Source organism: Thiohalocapsa sp. ML1, from assembly GCF_001469165.1.
In the GTDB taxonomy this organism is placed as follows: domain Bacteria; phylum Pseudomonadota; class Gammaproteobacteria; order Chromatiales; family Chromatiaceae; genus Thiohalocapsa.
On the sequence record NZ_JABX01000018.1, the window covers coordinates 63867 to 79966 of the forward strand.

A 16100-nucleotide genomic window follows, 5' to 3' on the forward strand; every position below is an offset into this window, starting at 1 on the left:
ACCGGCCCGTCAGTCGGCCTGCGCCGAGAGCGCCTGCCCAGTAGTGCCGGCGCTGTCGCGGCCGAGCAGCCACAGGTAGGTGGGCACCGCGATGTCCGGCGGCGGCACGGTGTTCGGGTCCTCGCCGGGGTAGAGCTGCCGGCGCTGGGCGGTGCGCAGCGCCCCCGGGTCAACGCTGTTGACGCGTACGCGGGTGCCGCCGCGCAGTTCCTCGGCCAGCACCTGCATCAACCCCTCGGTGCCGAACTTGGCCGCGGCAAAGCCCCCCCAGTAGGCGAGCCCGCGGCGCCCGACGCGGTCGGACGTGAACACCACGGACGCGTCATCGGCGGCCCGCAGCAGCGGCAGGCACGCCTGGGTCAGCAGGAAGGGCGACGTGAGATTGATGCGCAGCACGCGCTCCCACTCCTTCGCGTCGTAATCGTCTACGCGGCTCAGGAAGGGCACATAGGTGGCGCAATGCACCAGGCCGTCCAGGCGGCCGAATTCGTCCCCCAAGGTGGTGGCGACGCCGAGAAAGAGCTGCTCGTCCGCGTGCTCCAGATCCAGCGGCAGGCTCGCGGGCTCGGGGCTGCCGTCCGCTTCGATCTCGTCGTAGACCTGCTCCAACTGCGCCTCATGCTGGGCACAGAGCACCACGGTGGCGCCATGCCGGGCGGCGGCGCGGGCCAGCGCGCGGCCGATGCCCTCCACGGCGCCGGTGACGAGAATGATCCGGTCCCGGAGCAGATCCGGGCTGGGCTGGTAGTCCTGCATGGCGGCGTCGTGGGGTCGTGAGCGCGAGCACGCAAGGCTAGCACTTCGGCAACGGCTTGCCCCAGGGAAAAGCGCAATGGCCCGACGCGCCGGGGCGTTCTCGACGCGCTCAGTTGACGCGCTCAGCCGATGCCGAGCACCTGCACCCTGAGCTTGAGCCAGCGCCGCGCCAGGGGGTGGTTGAAGTCGACGCGCACGGTGTCGGCCGCCGCCGCGAGCACCGTGCCCGGCGTTTCCTGCCCGCCCGGCGTGCTGAAGCCGATGACCTGTCCGGGCTCGGGGGCAAAGTCCGCCGGCAGATCGCTCCGCGGCAGCTCGTGCACCAGGCCGGGATCATGCGCGCCGAAGACGGCCTCCCCTTCGGCGAGCAGCCAGGTGTCGGTGCCGACGGTCAGCCCCAGCAACAGCGGCTCCAACCCGGGCGCGAGGGTGCCGTCGCCGATGGTGAAGCTGAGCGGATCGGCGCCGACGGTGGACAGCACCTCGGTGCCGTCGTCCAGGGTCAGGGCCAGGTGCAGCGTCACGCGTGAGCCGTGCTCGATGCGCGCGGGTCCGTCGGGGGCGGCTGCGGCGGGCTGCTGCGGGTCTTCGGGCAGGTCCGGCATGGTCACCCGGCAACGGCCTCCGGCTGGGATGGCGGCATCGCAGGCGCCGTGCCCCGGTTGTGGCAGGTACTCAGACCAGCAACTCTTGCGTGACGAACAGATAGCCGACGGTCACTGCCACCACCGCAACGGCCAGGTACGGCATCAGGATGCAGACGCCGGGCAGGTCATTGCAGACACGACTCAGACGACAAAGCTTGCAGGATTTCATGGCGCCGCTCCTCCGGGTATGGACACAATCCGGTTGCTGATGCCGTGATTGTGCGGCAGCTTATGGAAATTACCTATAACGGCGCTAAGTTTCGCCTGCTGACCTGCGCAAAGCAAGGAATCATTCTGGAGGGGTGAGGGCCGAGGGCCGAGGGCCGAGGGGCGAGGGCCGAGGGGCGAGGGCCGAGGAGGAGGGCCGAGGAGGGCGGCCGAGGATGGGTACGTCCATATGCTCCCCGAGCGCGTTGTTGCAGTTGCTTTCCGCCGCTGCGGCTTCCATCAACAGCACCCGCGTCCGAGTGCCTCCAAGGCAGGCGGCCGATTCCAACGCACAGCAGACATCACCATGTCCAAGCCAACCGAGACCCGCCTCCCGCCGCCCGGCGCCGGCACCGACGCGCCGCAGGTGGGCTTCGTCAGCCTCGGCTGCCCGAAGGCCACCGTCGACTCCGAGCGCATCCTGACCCAGCTCCGGGCCGAGGGCTACGGCATCGCGCCGAGCTACGACGGCGCCGATCTGGTCGTCGTCAACACCTGCGGCTTCATCGACGCCGCGGTGGATGAGTCCCTCGCCGCCATCGGCGAGGCGCTCGATCAGCACGGGCGCGTCATCGTCACCGGCTGCCTTGGCGCGCGCGCCGAGCTGATCCACACGACCCATCCGCGCGTGCTCGCGGTCACCGGCCCGCATGCCTACGATGAGGTCATGGCCGCCGTGCACACGCACCTGCCACGGCCTGTCTCGGACCCCGCGCACCCGTTTACCAGCCTGCTGCCGGAGACCGGCGTCAAGCTGACCCCGGCGCACTATGCCTATGTGAAGATCTCCGAGGGCTGCAACCATCGTTGCAGCTTCTGCATCATCCCGAGCCTGCGCGGGGATCTGGTCAGCCGCCCCATCGGCGCCGTCATGGCCGAGGCCGCGCGACTGGTGGACGGCGGCGTGCGCGAGCTGCTGATCATCTCGCAGGACACGAGCGCCTACGGGCTCGACATCAAGTACCGCACCGACTTCTGGCAGGGGCGCCCGCTGCGCTCCGACATCGAGACCCTGGCCCGCAGCCTGGGCGAGCTGACCGCCTGGGTGCGGCTCCACTACGTTTACCCTTATCCGCACGTGGACCGGCTGGTGCCGCTGATGGCGGACGGGCTCATCCTGCCGTACCTCGACATGCCGCTGCAGCACGGGAGCCCCGGCGTGCTCAAGGCCATGCGCCGCCCCGCGGCGGCCGAGAAGGTGCTGGAGCGGCTCGCCGACTGGCGGCGCATCTGCCCGGAGCTGGTGCTGCGCAGCACCTTCATCGTCGGTTTTCCGGGCGAGACCGAAGACGACTTCGAGTCGCTGTTGGACTTTCTGGAAGAGGCCCAGCTCGACCGCGTCGGCTGCTTCGCCTATTCGCCCGTCGCCGGCGCCGCCGCCAACGACTTGCCCGACCCGGTGCCCGAGCCCGTGAAACAGGAGCGACTGGAGCGCTTCATGGCCGTCCAGGCCGACATCAGCCGCGCCAAGCTCGCCGCTCGCGTCGGCCAGCGCCTGACGGTGCTGGTGGACGAGGTGCTGGACGACCAGATCATCGCCCGCAGCCACGCCGACGCCCCGGAGATCGACGGCAGCGTCCTCATCGACGGCGCCTGGGACCTGTCACCCGGCGACTTCATCGAGGTAGACATCACCGACAGCCTGGAGCACGACCTGATCGGCGAGCCCGTCTGCGATTGACCGCCGGCGCACCCACGGCGCTCCGTGGGAGCGGCTTTAGCCGCGACTCTTCGTGGGAGCGGCTTCAGCCGCGACCGGAACGAGCCATGTCGGAGCTGCCCCGTCGCGGCTAAAGCCGCTCCCACGGCCCTGCATCGATCGCGCTTCAGCCGCGATGAAAATCGCCACAGTCGATCAGCACCTTGAGCACGCCGGGCTCGGCGGCGCGGCGCAGCGCCGCCTCGGCGTCGGCCAGCGCAAAGCGATCGTCAATCAGCGGGGTCGGGTCCACAAGGTCTCCGGCCAGGAGCCGCAGCGCCGGTGCAAACGGCCCGCAGCGCGAGCCGACGACGGTGATCTCGTCCACCACGCAGCGGGCCAGGTCCATGGCCACCTCGCCCGCGTAGGTGCTCTTCAGCACCAGGGTGCCGAGCGGGCGCAGCGCGCGGCGGGCCAGCGCCAGGCCGCCCGGCGCGCCGCTCGCCTCGATGACGATATCAAAGCCCGCCGTCGGCACGTCGCCCTCGCTGCGCCACGGAATATCCGCAGCGGCCAGCAGCGCGCGCTGGGGCTCGCGACGCGCCACCACGGCCAGCTCGCAGCCCGTGAGCCGGAGCACCCGGGCAATGAGTTGCCCGAGCCGCCCGGCCCCCACCACCAGCACGCGCTGATCCGGGCCCACCGGCACCTGCCGAAGGATCTGCAACGCCGCCGCCAGGGGCTCCGTGAACACGGCCGCCTCGTCCGGCACCGCATTCGGCACCCGGTGCAGATTGGCCAGCGGCAGCGTCACGTACTCGGCGAATACGCCGTTGCGCCCGCGCAGCCCGACCACCTCCCGCCGCTCGCAGTGGCTGCTGCGCCCGGCACGGCAGGCCGCGCAGTCGCCGCAGACCACGTTGATCTCGCCCACCACGCGCTCGCCGACGCGCCCCGGCGCAGCGGTTGCCGCCGCAATCTCGCCGACGAACTCGTGCCCCATGACACCGCAGAAGGGCACATAGCCCTTGAGCACGGCGAGATCCGTGCCGCAGACGCCCGCCAGCCGCACGCGCACCAGGGCCTCGCCCGCGGCCGGGGTCGGCACGGGCAGGTCCGTGACCAGCCGCGGCTCATCGTCGAGCCAAAGCCCCTGCATGTGCGGCCCGGGCCCCGACGGCCCGTTCGTGTCAGCGCCCATGGTTGCCGTCGGCGCGCTCACCGTGGCGGACTCGGGGCCGGCAGCGGGGCAGGGCGCTCGCGCGCCGCGCTGTCGGCCACGCTCGGCGTGGGTGCCTGCACGGGCGGCTGCGGCTCCAGCGCGGCAAAGCGTGCGAGCATGCGCCCATCCACATCTCGCAGCAGCAGGGACTCCGCATCCACGCGATAACTGTCCACCCTCCGCAGCGCGCGCAGGTAGTCCTCCGCCTGGCGCGAGGCGTCCGGCGCGTCGGGGCAGCCGAGCTTGGTGCCGGTGAGTGGCCCTTCCAGCCGCAAGAAGCGCGCGTCCCGCACGAAGGCGCCGCGATACTCGTCGCAGGCCTCGCCGCTCAGGCGCACGGCATCCTCGAAGCGCAGCGTGAAGTGCGGCGTCGGCAGCGCGGTCACCACCACGTTGTCGCTGTTGCGATAGGCCAAGAGCCGCCAAAACCTGCGCTGCAACGGCGCCTTTTCCGGCGCCTTCAGCGTCAGCGCCGCACGGCCCTCGGCGTCGAGCAGCGTCATGCCGTCCGCGTCCTCGCGCAGTTGCGCAATGGTGGGCAGCAGCGCCAGCACGGCCTGCTCCTGCGCGCGCAGTGTCGCCGGGCAGTCGCCGAGCGTCGAGGCAATGTGTGGCGAGAACAACAAGCGCTGCTCCTCCAGCCAGTAGTTCCCGCGCAGCGTGTCACAACCGGCGTTGATGCGAAAGCCGCCCTGCTCGAAGGCCACATAGCCGCTGCCGTCGCCGCTGATGGCCGACTTGAGCCCGAGCGGCGTCCGATAGCTGTCGAGCTGCCAGACGCCGTCCTCCAATGCGTGCCGCCTGGCATCGGATGGCGGCGGGTCGGTCGTCGCCGGGAGTGGCTCGTCCCGCGTCGTGCCATCCCGGGAGCGACCCGCCGCCGCGGTCGGCGCCGGCTCCGCAGCCGCCGATGCCCCCGGCTCCCCCGCCGGTGCAGCAGGCCCCGGCAACGTAGCGCGCGCCGGCCACGCCAGACAGGCCGCCGTCAGCAGCAGCGACCAGCCAAGCCTGTGGCCCCGTTCGAGGCGGCGGCCGGTCCCATGGCTGGCGCGGCGCGGCGCCGACCGGGTGTTCACGGCTCGCCCAGCTCCGCCAGTTGCGCCCTCAGCGTGCGGCTTCCGGTCAGCTCGATGCGCTGCCGAAAGGGGCTATGGCCGGGCTTGCGGACCTCCACGTCATACGCCCCCCGCGGCAGCATCACGTCGAGCTTGGTGGAGCCGTAGGGCACGCCGTCGATATAGACCTCGTCATAGTAGACGTTAGAGCGCACGGTGAGCCGGAAGCGCTCGGCGTCGGCGGCCGCCGCCACGGGCGCCGGGGCGGGCTCGGATGGCGCCTCGGCATCCGCCGTGATCGGTTCCGGCTCCGGCTCCGGCTCTGGCTCCCGCTCCGGCGGCTCCGGCGGCGCCGTTGCCGGTGTCGGCGGCAACGCGGCGGCCGACGCCGGCACCGCCGCCGCCACCGCCCCTGCCGACGTCGGCAGCTTGCCCATGCAGGCCGCGTCGCTCAGACCGAGCAGCGCACAGGCATCGGCCAGGGTCGCCTCCGCGCGCAGGCGCGCGTCCAGGGCCACAACGTAGTCCCCCTGGCCACGAAAGCCGCTGTCGGTGACGGCGCTCTCCACCAGCCTCGGCTCCACACCGGCGGTGACGCGGTGCTTCGCCACCGTCTGCGCATCGGTGACGTCGGCGAAGAGCTGCTCCGCATAACGCTGCCGTGCCAGTTGCCGCGCCGCGTCCTCCGCGCGCGCGATGCAACCCGCAATGGTCTCCTCCGGCGCGCAGCTCACGGTATTGCGGACTTCAATCCTGCCAACGCTGCCGATCTCCCGCAGCAGCCGCTGTGCGCGTGCCCGGTCCAGCCCGGAGCGTAACTGCGCCACCGCCTCGGCCGCCGTCGCGGCCTCGGCGCGCAGGTCCGCCACCTGCGCCTGCGCCGCGGCCAGCGCCGCCTCCCCGGCCGCCAGCTCGGCACGCTGGCGCGCCTCCGCCGCCGCCGCGTCCCGATACGCCTTCAGCTCCGCCTCCAGCGGCGTCGAAGGCTCCGCCACCACCGCCTCGAACTGCGCCTTCAGCGCCGCGAGTGCGGCGGCGCGACGCTCCGCCAGCGACCCCTCCGTCGCCACCAGGGCCGCCAGCGCCTCCTTGCGGCCCGCCGCCGCCTGCTCCGCCGCGGCCAGCGCCGCCTGCGCGTCTTTAACCGCCGCCGACTGCGCGTCGATGCGCGCCTCAAGCGTCGATACCTCAGACGCCGTCGCGCCGCCCGCGGCCGTCACCAGCAACAGCACCAGCAGGAGCGCCCAACCGAAATGAAGGAATCGCCACATCGCCGCATCATCCCGCAATTGACCAGACCCAAAGCCGCGCAACGACCACCGGAAATGCCGCAATCAAGCCGGACCCAGCGCGCCTCGGCAGCCCCTCGGGGATGCAACGCGCAAGCGCCAGCCAAAAACACCAGCATCAAGCATAGACCGCGCCCCTGCCGCGAAACCGACAGGCCCCACCGCGCCGACCTATGGACCCGATTCACAGCCCAGCGGACACGCTTCGGAGTTATGCACGAAACTGCCCCCAAAGCGATATCCGGCGTTTCCGTATTCCGCGCGCGGCGCACCGCCGTCGGGTCCGCTTCACGGACCATCCAAATGGTCTCCTCGTAGGAAGCCCACGGCCGCCATCTGCTCACTCATGTTCGGGAAGCGGCGCGGGTGGAGCTTGCTGGAGAGGGTGTCGGACAAGACTGAACCGCGATCCGGGCGCACCGCGCGTCTCCGCCGCCATCGAGAACATCTGCGATTTCGAGAACCCGGGCGACGACGCCCATGCCATTCCAGGCTATTTGTCGAATCGGGCGGTGGCGCAAGGCGGTCGCCGAAGCGCTCGGCGTCTAGCAGGCGCTGCCGCGGCGGAGCGCTGCTCGGGGCGGCGTTCGCGCCACCGGCCGGCGCCGATGGCGATCAGTCAGAACGGCGCCCAGAGGGACTTCAAGTAGGGCTGCAGCGCGTCCTCGTCCGCCTGCGCAAGCCGGCCTGAATTCTTCACCTGCCAGGCCGCGGTCTCGAAGCTGACGCCATAGTGCCGATGGAGGCCTTCGAGCACATGCTCGATGGCCTGCCGCCGGGCATCCGGGGTATGGACGTGGGCCAGCTCGGTCTCGACGGCCCGACCGGCCGCGGCCAGGGGCAGCAGCAGCTCCGCCGCGAAGGCGTTGGCGCGCTGCTCCACCGGTTGCGGCACGCGACCGCCGAGCACCTCCACCGCCGGCAGCGCGTCGTCGGTGTCCACCAGCAGGTGGCAGAGCTCGTGCGCGCAGGTGGTGCGCCGGCCGGTGGGCAGGCGCGCGCGCAGCCCGGTGCGGTTGACCATCACGGTCGGCCGCTGGCCCTGTCCCCAGACGGCGATGGCATCGAGCCGCTCGCTGCCCAGGTCACGATCCGTCAGGTCGATCCCCCACCCCCGCAGCAACGCCTCCGGATCGAGTCGACCGTCGGCTTGGTCGAGGTAGTCCCGCAGCCGCTGCGCCAGGCGGTAGCCTTGCAGGAATGGCGTATCGTCCTGGTGGTCGCGCAGGGCCTCGGCAGCGAGCCCGCGAGGCTCATCCAGCGCCGCCGGATCGGGGCCGCGCGGAATGGCCTCGATGTCCGCCAGGAGTGTCCTCAAGGCGGCGGGCTCCAGCGCGCCGCCGATCATTCGCGCGGCGGCCTTGAGGGGGTAGGGCAGCGGATCGGCGACGGTGAAGGGTCGGGGCCAGACCTGTTCGAGGACCTCGGCGCTGAGGCCGGTGGCGGCCTCCAACCGCGGCAACGCAGCCAAGTCGCCGCGCGCGTGCCAACGACCCCGGGCCAAGGTCGAGCGGGCATCGCCGAGGGTCTCGATGCGCGCCAGGACTGCCTCGGCCAGGGCCTGCAGCGTGTCCATGGTCCGGGCGAAGTCGAGCCGCCATTCGCGCGCGACCGTGGCGACGCGCATCCGCAATCCCTCCCGCAGCAGGAGCAGGCTTGGTGGGAAGGCGCCCTTGAGCGATTCGCCAAGGTCGTGGACGAGCAGGAAGTCATCCAGCAATGCCTCTTCCGCTTCCGCCTGCGGCTGCGTCAAGCCCCGCCGTCGCAGCGCGGCGCGTCCGCGCAGCTCGCCCGGGTGTCGGGGCATGTCGAGCTGCGACGCGAAGGCGATCGGATAGGTCTCTTCTTCCTCCAAGTAGGGCCAGGCGACCGCGAGGAATTCCGCGAAGTCGATCCAGCTCCAACGCAAACCCCGCGGCTGGCCTCCCGCGGCGAACGGGCTGCCCCAAACCAGGGTGTCGTCCACCCAGAGCTGAAGATCGCCCCAAGTGCGCCCCACCGGGCCGGCGCTCCCGTAGTCATCCCGCCACCGCAGAACACAGCGCAGCGCGCCGGGCTCACCGAAGATCAATGGGTCGTTCAAAAACGCATTCTGAGCCATTGTTGCGGCTGGGCCATCGATCTCCCGGGTTGCTCGGCGTATCGGCTTTGCGGATGCCGGGGACGTTCTCTCCTGGACGCGCCCCGATTGCCGCGAGTCTGTCCATCTGCGCGCGTCGGCAGGTTGGTGGGAACGAGGCAGATTTCTTCGGCCCTGGCAAGCGGTTGGCGCAAAGCCGCTATCACTATCGCGACCACACCGTGGCCCCGACGGCGGCCACCTGGGCGGCGCCGTCGAGCACGGGCAGCTCGGTGTCGCCCGGGAAATGAGGCTGCGGAGATCCCTGCGCCGTCAAGCAGGATGGCGGTGACGCGCGTCACGCGTCAATGAGGCCGCGGCGAATACGGCTACCGTGCTCGTAGCGCCTCCTGATGATTTCTGCATAACGACCTGACCGCTGCGCCGGCGCACCTCGAACAACCCGTACCGCGAGAGGATGTCGCATACCGCCTGACCGAATAAGACCGGCAGCCTGGCCAATGGCAACGTGACGCGGCAGTCGCTCTACGACGTCCTCAAAGGCGTGGTATCAGCCCCTGATGCGCGCAACGTGCGCGGGCGCCGACTGGTTCTGAGCGCGGTCCCGGCGAAACGGCGCGGAAGGGGTCGCACAGCAGCACGCGGCCCGCGGTCTCGGCCTACATCTTGGCGGGCAGCACCAGAAACGCCGGCACCGAGCCCGGTGCCGCAGAACAGGTTCGACGCCAGGCCGATGCCGGCCTCAACGTAATCGTGCGCCACCAGGTGCCGGCGGATCTTAGCCGCGACCCCGCCGCGGAACAGACAACGATTCGCGGCTGCGCGCGGGGCGGGCGGCGCCGATTCAGGGCACCGCAGCCGCCAGCGCCAAGCCCGTGCGCGTGCTGACCAGCGCAACGAAGGCTTGACCATTCCGCCGCATCGAGCCCCGCCGCCATGCCGAGCCGTGCCAGGTTCGCCTGCAGGTCCGCGGCGGCGCCGAAGAACACCGTCTGCCCGCGACGACCATCCGCGGTCACCGGCACCGCCAGCACGCCGCCCTCCGGCGTCACATGCAGCTCCGCGATCGCGGGCTCGGTGAAGGCCTCGTCGAGCACGAAGCCCACGACGGCCGCCATCTGCTCACTCATGTTCGGGAAGCGGCGCGGGTGGAGCTTACTGGCGAGGGTGTCGGACATGGGCGAAGGCTAACGCATGGGCATGGATTCGTCGCGCGTCACGTTGCGCGGCCAGCACGCGTCCGCGGACGCCGGCGCAGTCCGACCGTTCCGCCAACCCCGTCGCCACCGCGCGAACCTGATGCAGCCTGAACGAAACCAGTCTTGTCCGCGCCAGCGGGGCAAGGCCGAAGGTTCGCAAAGCGTCAGTAAATCCCGACTTCGTGCTGTATGGGTCGCCGACTATCGTGGTCCGTCCCTGTTTTTCGCGCTGTTTTTCGCGTGGCACTCATGACCCCGGCGGCAACGACATCGGTATCCAGCACCAACACCATATGCCATAGGATATCGGGCGTCGGGGAAAGCACCAGGTGCGCTTGCCCGGGCCATCTCTCGCGGGTGGGGGCCAAGTGGGAGGCGCCAACCACGGTTTCGGCGCGGCGTCCGGGCAGCGGATGCCGTCGCCGGCGCCTCCTCAGCAGGTTTGCTGGAAAGCAACCTTCGCGCCTCCCCGCGGCCGCCGTCCTCGCCGGGGCTTCTGCGTTGGCTGCATCGGCGCCTGGAGATGCGGGTGTGAGCGGCGTGGTGGGGCAGGGCGGCTCGCGCACTGCGGACGCCGTGCGAACGGCTTGAGCCGCCGCCGGCTGCTGTTCCATCATGCCGATTCCCGTTACAACCATTCGCGAGGTGACCCATGGAGGCGGTCGAGCTGCAGACGGTGCATGACCTGTTGATGTCGCCGGAGGAGCGCGTCGAGCTGATCGGCGGGGAGATCGTCCGCCGGCCCATGACGCGGGCGCGTCATTCCCAGGCGCAGAGCCGAATCGACCGCGGCCTCAGCCCGTTCGACGACGGGGCCGGCCCCGGTGGCTGGTGGATACTCCCCGACATCAGCGTCGCCTACGAGCCCCACGAATGCCCGAGCCATGACCTCGCCGGCTGGCGTCGCGAGCGCCTGCCGCGGCTGCCCGACGGCCCCATCGCGCTGCCGCCGGACTGTGTCTGCGAGATCGTCTCGCCGGGGCACGAGAAGAAGGACACCGTGCAGATCCCGCTCCTGCTGCGTCGCCACCACGTGCCCTTCTATTGGCTCATCTGGCCCGAGCGCCGAACCCTCGTCGCCCACGCCCTGGACGCCGACGGCTGGCGCGTCATCGCGACGCTGAAGGATGCAGACCGAGCCCGCGTGCCGCCGTTCGAGGCGGTGGAGCTGGACCTGGGTGTTGTGCTCGGCGACGCGTAGCGGCGGGGCGGCCCCCGCTGGGGGCGTATCTAGGGCGGCTTCGCCTCAGACCGACGAGTCGTGCTCATCGCTATCGCTATCGGGTTGGCTCGGTCGATTTCGATTTGGATTTTGCTAGCGATCCCGTTAGCGATCCCGATAGCAATCTCGATCGCGACGCACTTGGGGGTATCCGAAGTGTGAGCGGCGCAGTGGGGCAGGGCGTCTCGCGCACTGCCGAACCGACGTGGCCACGCCAACGGCTTGAGCCACCGCCGGCCACTGTTCCATCATGCCGATTCCCGCCACAACCCTTCGCGAGGTGATCCATGGAGGCGGTCGAGCTGCAGACGGTGCATGACCTGTTGATGTCGCCGGAGGAGCGCGTCGAGCTGATCGGCGGGGAGATCGTTCGCCGGGCGATGACGCGCGCGCGCCACGCCCAGGCGCAGGGGCAGGTCAGACAGGATCTCGGGCCCTTTGCCGGCGGTTCTGGTCCCGCCGGCTGGTGGATACTTCCCGACATCAGCGTCGCCTACGAGCCCCACGAATGCCCGAGCCATGACCTCGCCGGCTGGCGTCGCGAGCGCCTGCCGCGGCTGCCCGACGGCCCCATCGCGCTGCCGCCGGACTGGGTCTGCGAGATCGTCTCGCCGGGGCACGAGAAGAAGGACACCGTGCAGATCCCGCTCCTGCTGCGTCGCCACCACGTGCCCTTCTATTGGCTCATCTGGCCCGAGCGCCGAACCCTCGTCGCCCACGCCCTGGACGCCGACGGCTGGCGCGTCATCGCGACGCTGAAGGATGCAGACCGAGCCCGCGTGCCGCCGTTCGAGGCGGTGGAGCTGGACCTTGGCGTCGTGCTCGGCGACCGGTAGTGCCGGTTTCGGCCTGATGACCTCAGCCCGTCAGCGCGAGAACAAGTCCGCGATGACGGCGGCCGATGCGGCCGTGCCGACGCCGCGCAGCCATTGTTCCAGCTCCGCGTGATCGCGGCATGCCTCGACGCGCTCGTGCTGCGGCGGGTCCAGCGCGAGCCCTTTGGCCTCGGCGACGCTGATGACCGCCTGGCGCAGGCCGCGCAGGACGCCTTCGTCGATGCCCTCGGCCTCCCCCGCGGCGCGCAGGCTCTCGTACCCGGCACGCTGCAACAGGTTGCGCAGGGTTGCCGCATTGGCGGCATCCTCGTCGTACAGCGCCTGCACCGGAATCGTATTGCGGAGCACGCCCGGCGCTGCCAGCTCGTCGCCCGCGCGCAGCACTTGCAGCGGCTGCCCCGGCGCATGCACCTCCACCTGCCGCGGCATGCCGAGCCGAACCACCCACACCCATTGCGTGCCGGCCGCGAGCAGTTCGGCGATCTTGAGCTGCAGCTCGCGTTCATCCTGGCCCGTGTCGGCGTACTCCACGGCCAGCGGCGGCGCCCCTTGGACCCAGCCGGGCCGGTCCGGTCTGTTGCCGACCGCCACGTCCGGGGCGCGGAGCGTGTCCGCGGATAGCGCATAGCCGGTATCCACGCCGACGGCGTCCACCGCCGGGTCGGTGCCAAGCACTTGCGCGCCGGCCCGGTTGGCACGGGAACCGCGGCCACCGGTCGGCTCGCGGAGGATCGGATGCCCGCGCGAGAGCTCATAGGCATCGCCCGAGCGCAGTTGCTCCGTCCGGAAGGGACCGGGCTGGCGCTTGATGGTCTTGTCCATGTCGCCTCCGTCGCCGGGACCACTGCATCAAGCGGTTGAACAGGCGAAGAAAGCAAAGCAGACAGCACCGCGCGAGCCGGCGCCGAAGGCCGCCGCGCGCGCGGATGCCCGCCCTCAGCGCGCCGGCGCGCGCCCGCCGAAGAGCTCGGCGTAGACCCGCTCCATGGCCCGCACGCCGTCGATCTTCACATGCCACAGGTCCCGATCGACGGTTGGGCAGAACATGTCCACGGTCTCGTCGGTGTGGTCGGAAAAATGCTCCTGGCTGCCGTGCTGGATCATGTCGATGCCGATGCGGCTGCGCACCAGGGCCTCGAAGCGCCGCCAGTCCTCGCCGTGCACGTGGCCCTCGCCGTCGAAGGCGCCGGCGCGGGGCACGCGCGAGCCCGGTCGATCCTTGTGGACCAGGGCGTAGAGGTCGTAGTCGCCGTGGATGTAGGAGCAGCCCTTAGGCAGGGTGCTCAAGGCATGGCGGTCGATGTTGTGCTCCGGCAGCAATTGAAAGCCGAGCGCGCCGGGCTGCTCCAGCGTTCCGGTGCGGATGGATTCGGCCGCGAGCCGGGCGCCCGCCGTTCGGCTTGACGGGAACACTTGCGTGCCCTCGCCGCGGCGCATGACACAGCCGAAATAGCCGGACTGGGTGTCATCCTGGACGGCGAAACCGCGCGGCGGCCCCCCGGCCCAGTACTTGTCCCAGGTGGCGATGGCCGCGGCATGCGTCTCGGCGCTGCCGCCGAAGGCCGAGGCCCCCACCCGGCGCGGGTCCACGACGAGCCCGGCGCAGTCGCTGCGGATCATCCGGCCGCCCGCATCGGGCAGCCGCGCATCGGTCTTCGCCGTCTTGGGCTTGCAGGCGAGCGGCTTGGGGACGAATCCCTGCCAGCCGACATACTTGATCGACTCCGGATTGGTGCGCCGCAGCAGGATAAAGAGCCCCAGGCGATGGCTCGCCTCGCGCAGCACGTCCACATGATCGTAGTGGACATAGTCCATCAGCTCCTTGAGCGGCACGGGCGTGGTCAGGCGGTGCAGTGTGGCGAGGCGCTCGGGGTCGTCGATCAGGTTGGGGTCGTGCATGTGTTGTCGCTTCGGTTGCTGCTTGGTCGATGCGCGGGGCGTCAGGGGGCCGCGCTTTGTTTCCGGGGCCGCCAGAGGGTTGGAACCGAGGGCCTTACGGCCAAGCCCCCGCTTGCACCATTTCCTCGAGCCGTTTCTGTTCCAGGCGGCTCAGCGAGGCAAAGGCGTCGGATCGCCGGACCTGCCAACCGGCGATGTCGCGACTGACCTGAAAGCGGGCTCGTAATGTGGCCACGGCCTTGTCGAGGCTCTGCTCATCTCGCACCGCAGCAGCGGCGGTCTTGCGCGGCAGCAGGAGCTCCGCAGCAAAGGCGCGGGCGCGCTTCTCCGGGTACTCCGGGCTGGCTCCGCCGAGTACGTCCGCCACCGGGAGTGCACGCTGCCGGTCAACGAGCAAGTGGCAGATCTCGTGTGCGAGAGTTGCCCGAAGCCGGGTTTGGGGATAGGGCCGGCCGTCCCCCGGCGATTGATCGCACACTGGCCGGTGCAGGACCGTCGGTCCGTGGCGCGGCCCCCAGGCCGCGATGGCCTCCAGAGCGCCGTCGCCGAGATCCACGGCGCCGACCACTACTCCCCAGTCGGTGAGCAGTTGCAGCGGGTCCACGGGTTCGTGCGGCGCCAGCCCTAGCGCGCTCCGGAGCCAGTTGGCGATCCAATAGCCCTGAGCGAACGGCGGGCCTCGCTCATCGAATGCTGCCCGCAGCCGCGCGGACAGACCATCCAACACGGGGCAGCGCGAAGGCGGGGTCTCGCGGATAAGGTCAAGCACCGCACACTGCGTCGTGATATCGAGATGACCGATGCTCATGCGCGCGGCAGCGAACAGCTCCGTGTCCGCGTCCGGCTGCTCGGGGTCGAGCTCCCACCAGCTCGCGTCATTAGCGGCACTATCCGCGGCGAGTTGTTCCAAGGCCCCGGCGTCAAGCCCGCTGCGCAGTTGAACGACGTGCGTCAGCAGACTCGCCCGACGCCGCTGCCAGAGATCGCATGCGAATAGCGCCCGCGGCGCCGGATGCTCGGCAAGCACCGCCGCGAGTTGATCACCCAGTTCGGTCAGCGTCGCGATGACTTCGTCAGCCGGTCGCAAAACATCCCGCTGCAAGGTGGGGCACGACAACACAAACTGTTGGCCCATGCGCATGATGATCAGCGATGGCACGAACAGGCCCTTCAGGCCCATCGCCATGTCGTGCCGGAGCAGAAAGCGGTAGACCTCTTCATCCTCACGATCAATGTCCGCTTCTGCGAGACTCTCCTGCTGCCATCGCCGCTCGACCTCGGCTCGCAGATCGCGTGGAAAGAGCGGCTTGACCGGCACCGGCCATGTCTCTTCCAGCAGCAGCCAAGGCCAGCTCATTGCCAGAAACTCCAGCACATCAACCCAGGTCCAGCGCAATGGGACGTTACCGCCGGCGCCGTCGTCTGCGCACCAGACAGCTTCCCCGCAGACCCGCAGCACGCCGTCGCCCCAAGCCGAACCGGCCACATCCGCCGGTGGATAGGGCACCAGCGAAAGCTCGAATTGCAGCCCGTCAGGCGCGCCGACGGTCAACGTCCGCCGTACTGTTTCAGCCATTGCTTGAGCTCATTGGCTTCGTTGCGTTCAAGTGCCTTGGCTTCGAGTTTGCGGAGAATCGCCCTCGGCAGCGGGGTGCGCCCGGGCAGGTCGCCGCGCCAGGGATAACCATGGTAGGAGGTTCCAGGAATCGTCGGCACCGCCTCATAGATGGCCCCTTGGTACACGGCGTAAATCCGCGATGGCCAGTCGTGATCGCCCATCTCGGCGAAAGGTACGCCTTCGTTCAATAGCTGCTCTGCCAGTTCCTGATTGATCGAGCTGGCGCATTTGCCGCAGGCACCGCGCTCGGCCGGGACAAAACCCGCGTAGTCATGCTGCCACCGGTGCTTGGTCCGTCCCTCGCCGCGTTCGTAGCGCCATCGTCGTGCTTCGGTCATAAGGGGTGGTCTTTTCCGTAGACAAGGGGCAGGCGCAAGAGGTCGGTTGCGGGCCAAGCGTCACGATCGGTGGGATTATAGGCTATGGCGCGC

At 70.1% G+C, this 16100-nt stretch carries 16 protein-coding genes; 3 read left to right on the forward strand and 13 right to left on the reverse strand.

All coding sequences use genetic code 11. The annotated features are described in order from the left end of the window. Positions 1-9: 9 nt before the first annotated feature. From ML01_RS13160 to ML01_RS29970, 3 genes are all read right to left on the reverse strand, one after another. Positions 10-756, reverse strand: a complete 747-nt coding sequence (locus ML01_RS13160) for a YciK family oxidoreductase (protein ID WP_058555859.1) — start codon at positions 754-756, stop codon at positions 10-12. A 122-nt stretch (positions 757-878) separates the two neighbouring features. Next, positions 879-1361 (reverse strand): peptidylprolyl isomerase, encoded by a 483-nt coding sequence (locus ML01_RS13165; protein ID WP_058555860.1) that lies wholly within the window; start codon positions 1359-1361, stop codon positions 879-881. 70 nt (positions 1362-1431) lie between these two features. Beyond that, positions 1432-1572 carry a hypothetical protein gene (locus ML01_RS29970; RefSeq protein ID WP_173865171.1) on the reverse strand — a complete coding sequence of 47 codons (141 nt, stop codon included), beginning with the start codon at positions 1570-1572 and terminating at the stop codon, positions 1432-1434. A gap of 345 nt (positions 1573-1917) precedes the next feature. Between ML01_RS29970 and rimO the strand changes: the two genes are divergently transcribed. Continuing rightward, on the forward strand, positions 1918-3291 hold the full coding sequence (gene rimO / locus ML01_RS13170) for a 30S ribosomal protein S12 methylthiotransferase RimO (protein ID WP_058555861.1): 1374 nt from the start codon (positions 1918-1920) through the stop codon (positions 3289-3291). A 145-nt stretch (positions 3292-3436) separates the two neighbouring features. Here the strand turns inward: rimO and ML01_RS13175 are convergent, their stop codons facing one another. From ML01_RS13175 to ML01_RS30600, 6 genes are all read right to left on the reverse strand, one after another. Beyond that, complete coding sequence (locus ML01_RS13175; RefSeq protein WP_254045245.1) at positions 3437-4450, reverse strand: alcohol dehydrogenase catalytic domain-containing protein; 1014 nt, start codon at positions 4448-4450, stop codon at positions 3437-3439. 17 nt (positions 4451-4467) lie between these two features. Continuing rightward, positions 4468-5262, reverse strand: a complete 795-nt coding sequence (locus tag ML01_RS13180) for an META domain-containing protein (RefSeq protein WP_058555862.1) — start codon at positions 5260-5262, stop codon at positions 4468-4470. A gap of 281 nt (positions 5263-5543) precedes the next feature. Then, positions 5544-6797, reverse strand: coding sequence for a PEGA domain-containing protein (locus tag ML01_RS31195; RefSeq protein ID WP_058555863.1), 1254 nt, complete (start codon positions 6795-6797; stop codon positions 5544-5546). A 637-nt stretch (positions 6798-7434) separates the two neighbouring features. Next, the gene (locus tag ML01_RS13190) at positions 7435-8916 is read right to left on the reverse strand and encodes an ImmA/IrrE family metallo-endopeptidase (RefSeq protein ID WP_082674244.1); all 1482 of its coding nucleotides are present in this window, start codon (positions 8914-8916) and stop codon (positions 7435-7437) included. A gap of 504 nt (positions 8917-9420) precedes the next feature. Further along, positions 9421-9657, reverse strand: coding sequence for a hypothetical protein (locus ML01_RS31360; RefSeq protein WP_371258215.1), 237 nt, complete (start codon positions 9655-9657; stop codon positions 9421-9423). Then, positions 9555-10073 (reverse strand): hypothetical protein, encoded by a 519-nt coding sequence (locus ML01_RS30600; protein WP_058555865.1) that lies wholly within the window; start codon positions 10071-10073, stop codon positions 9555-9557. Before ML01_RS30600 ends, ML01_RS31360 begins: the two co-directional genes overlap by 103 nt. Positions 10074-10746: 673 nt before the next feature. On the opposite strand from ML01_RS30600, the gene ML01_RS13200 reads away from it, so the two are divergent. Beyond that, positions 10747-11295 carry a Uma2 family endonuclease gene (locus tag ML01_RS13200; protein WP_058555866.1) on the forward strand — a complete coding sequence of 183 codons (549 nt, stop codon included), beginning with the start codon at positions 10747-10749 and terminating at the stop codon, positions 11293-11295. Between the two features lie 308 nt (positions 11296-11603). Further along, the gene (locus ML01_RS13205; RefSeq protein WP_058555867.1) at positions 11604-12152 is read left to right on the forward strand and encodes a Uma2 family endonuclease; all 549 of its coding nucleotides are present in this window, start codon (positions 11604-11606) and stop codon (positions 12150-12152) included. A 30-nt stretch (positions 12153-12182) separates the two neighbouring features. On the opposite strand, the gene ML01_RS13210 is transcribed toward ML01_RS13205, so the two are convergent. The 4 genes from ML01_RS13210 to ML01_RS13225 form a co-directional block, all read right to left on the reverse strand. Continuing rightward, positions 12183-12974 (reverse strand): Uma2 family endonuclease, encoded by a 792-nt coding sequence (locus ML01_RS13210; RefSeq protein WP_058555868.1) that lies wholly within the window; start codon positions 12972-12974, stop codon positions 12183-12185. Positions 12975-13088: 114 nt separating this feature from the next. Further along, positions 13089-14051, reverse strand: coding sequence for a hypothetical protein (locus tag ML01_RS13215; protein ID WP_058555869.1), 963 nt, complete (start codon positions 14049-14051; stop codon positions 13089-13091). Positions 14052-14145: 94 nt separating this feature from the next. Continuing rightward, the gene (locus tag ML01_RS13220) at positions 14146-15627 is read right to left on the reverse strand and encodes an ImmA/IrrE family metallo-endopeptidase (RefSeq protein WP_082674245.1); all 1482 of its coding nucleotides are present in this window, start codon (positions 15625-15627) and stop codon (positions 14146-14148) included. Next, positions 15600-16007 carry a hypothetical protein gene (locus ML01_RS13225; RefSeq protein ID WP_058555871.1) on the reverse strand — a complete coding sequence of 136 codons (408 nt, stop codon included), beginning with the start codon at positions 16005-16007 and terminating at the stop codon, positions 15600-15602. Before ML01_RS13225 ends, ML01_RS13220 begins: the two co-directional genes overlap by 28 nt. Positions 16008-16100 lie beyond the last annotated feature (93 nt).

What these genes read in the sequence shown, in the direction of transcription:
- ML01_RS13205 (WP_058555867.1), top strand. Translation starts at nt 11,604, where the DNA reads ATGGAGGCGGTCGAGCTGCAGACGGTGCATGACCTGTTGATGTCGCCG.
- ML01_RS13220 (WP_082674245.1), bottom strand. Translation starts at nt 15,627, where the DNA reads ATGGCTGAAACAGTACGGCGGACGTTGACCGTCGGCGCGCCTGACGGG.
- rimO (WP_058555861.1), top strand. Translation starts at nt 1,918, where the DNA reads ATGTCCAAGCCAACCGAGACCCGCCTCCCGCCGCCCGGCGCCGGCACC.
- ML01_RS30600 (WP_058555865.1), bottom strand. Translation starts at nt 10,073, where the DNA reads ATGTCCGACACCCTCGCCAGTAAGCTCCACCCGCGCCGCTTCCCGAAC.
- ML01_RS13190 (WP_082674244.1), bottom strand. Translation starts at nt 8,916, where the DNA reads ATGGCTCAGAATGCGTTTTTGAACGACCCATTGATCTTCGGTGAGCCC.
- ML01_RS29970 (WP_173865171.1), bottom strand. Translation starts at nt 1,572, where the DNA reads ATGAAATCCTGCAAGCTTTGTCGTCTGAGTCGTGTCTGCAATGACCTG.
- ML01_RS31195 (WP_058555863.1), bottom strand. Translation starts at nt 6,797, where the DNA reads ATGTGGCGATTCCTTCATTTCGGTTGGGCGCTCCTGCTGGTGCTGTTG.
- ML01_RS13225 (WP_058555871.1), bottom strand. Translation starts at nt 16,007, where the DNA reads ATGACCGAAGCACGACGATGGCGCTACGAACGCGGCGAGGGACGGACC.
- ML01_RS13215 (WP_058555869.1), bottom strand. Translation starts at nt 14,051, where the DNA reads ATGCACGACCCCAACCTGATCGACGACCCCGAGCGCCTCGCCACACTG.
- ML01_RS13160 (WP_058555859.1), bottom strand. Translation starts at nt 756, where the DNA reads ATGCAGGACTACCAGCCCAGCCCGGATCTGCTCCGGGACCGGATCATT.
- ML01_RS13165 (WP_058555860.1), bottom strand. Translation starts at nt 1,361, where the DNA reads ATGCCGGACCTGCCCGAAGACCCGCAGCAGCCCGCCGCAGCCGCCCCC.
- ML01_RS13175 (WP_254045245.1), bottom strand. Translation starts at nt 4,450, where the DNA reads ATGGGCGCTGACACGAACGGGCCGTCGGGGCCCGGGCCGCACATGCAG.
- ML01_RS13210 (WP_058555868.1), bottom strand. Translation starts at nt 12,974, where the DNA reads ATGGACAAGACCATCAAGCGCCAGCCCGGTCCCTTCCGGACGGAGCAA.
- ML01_RS13200 (WP_058555866.1), top strand. Translation starts at nt 10,747, where the DNA reads ATGGAGGCGGTCGAGCTGCAGACGGTGCATGACCTGTTGATGTCGCCG.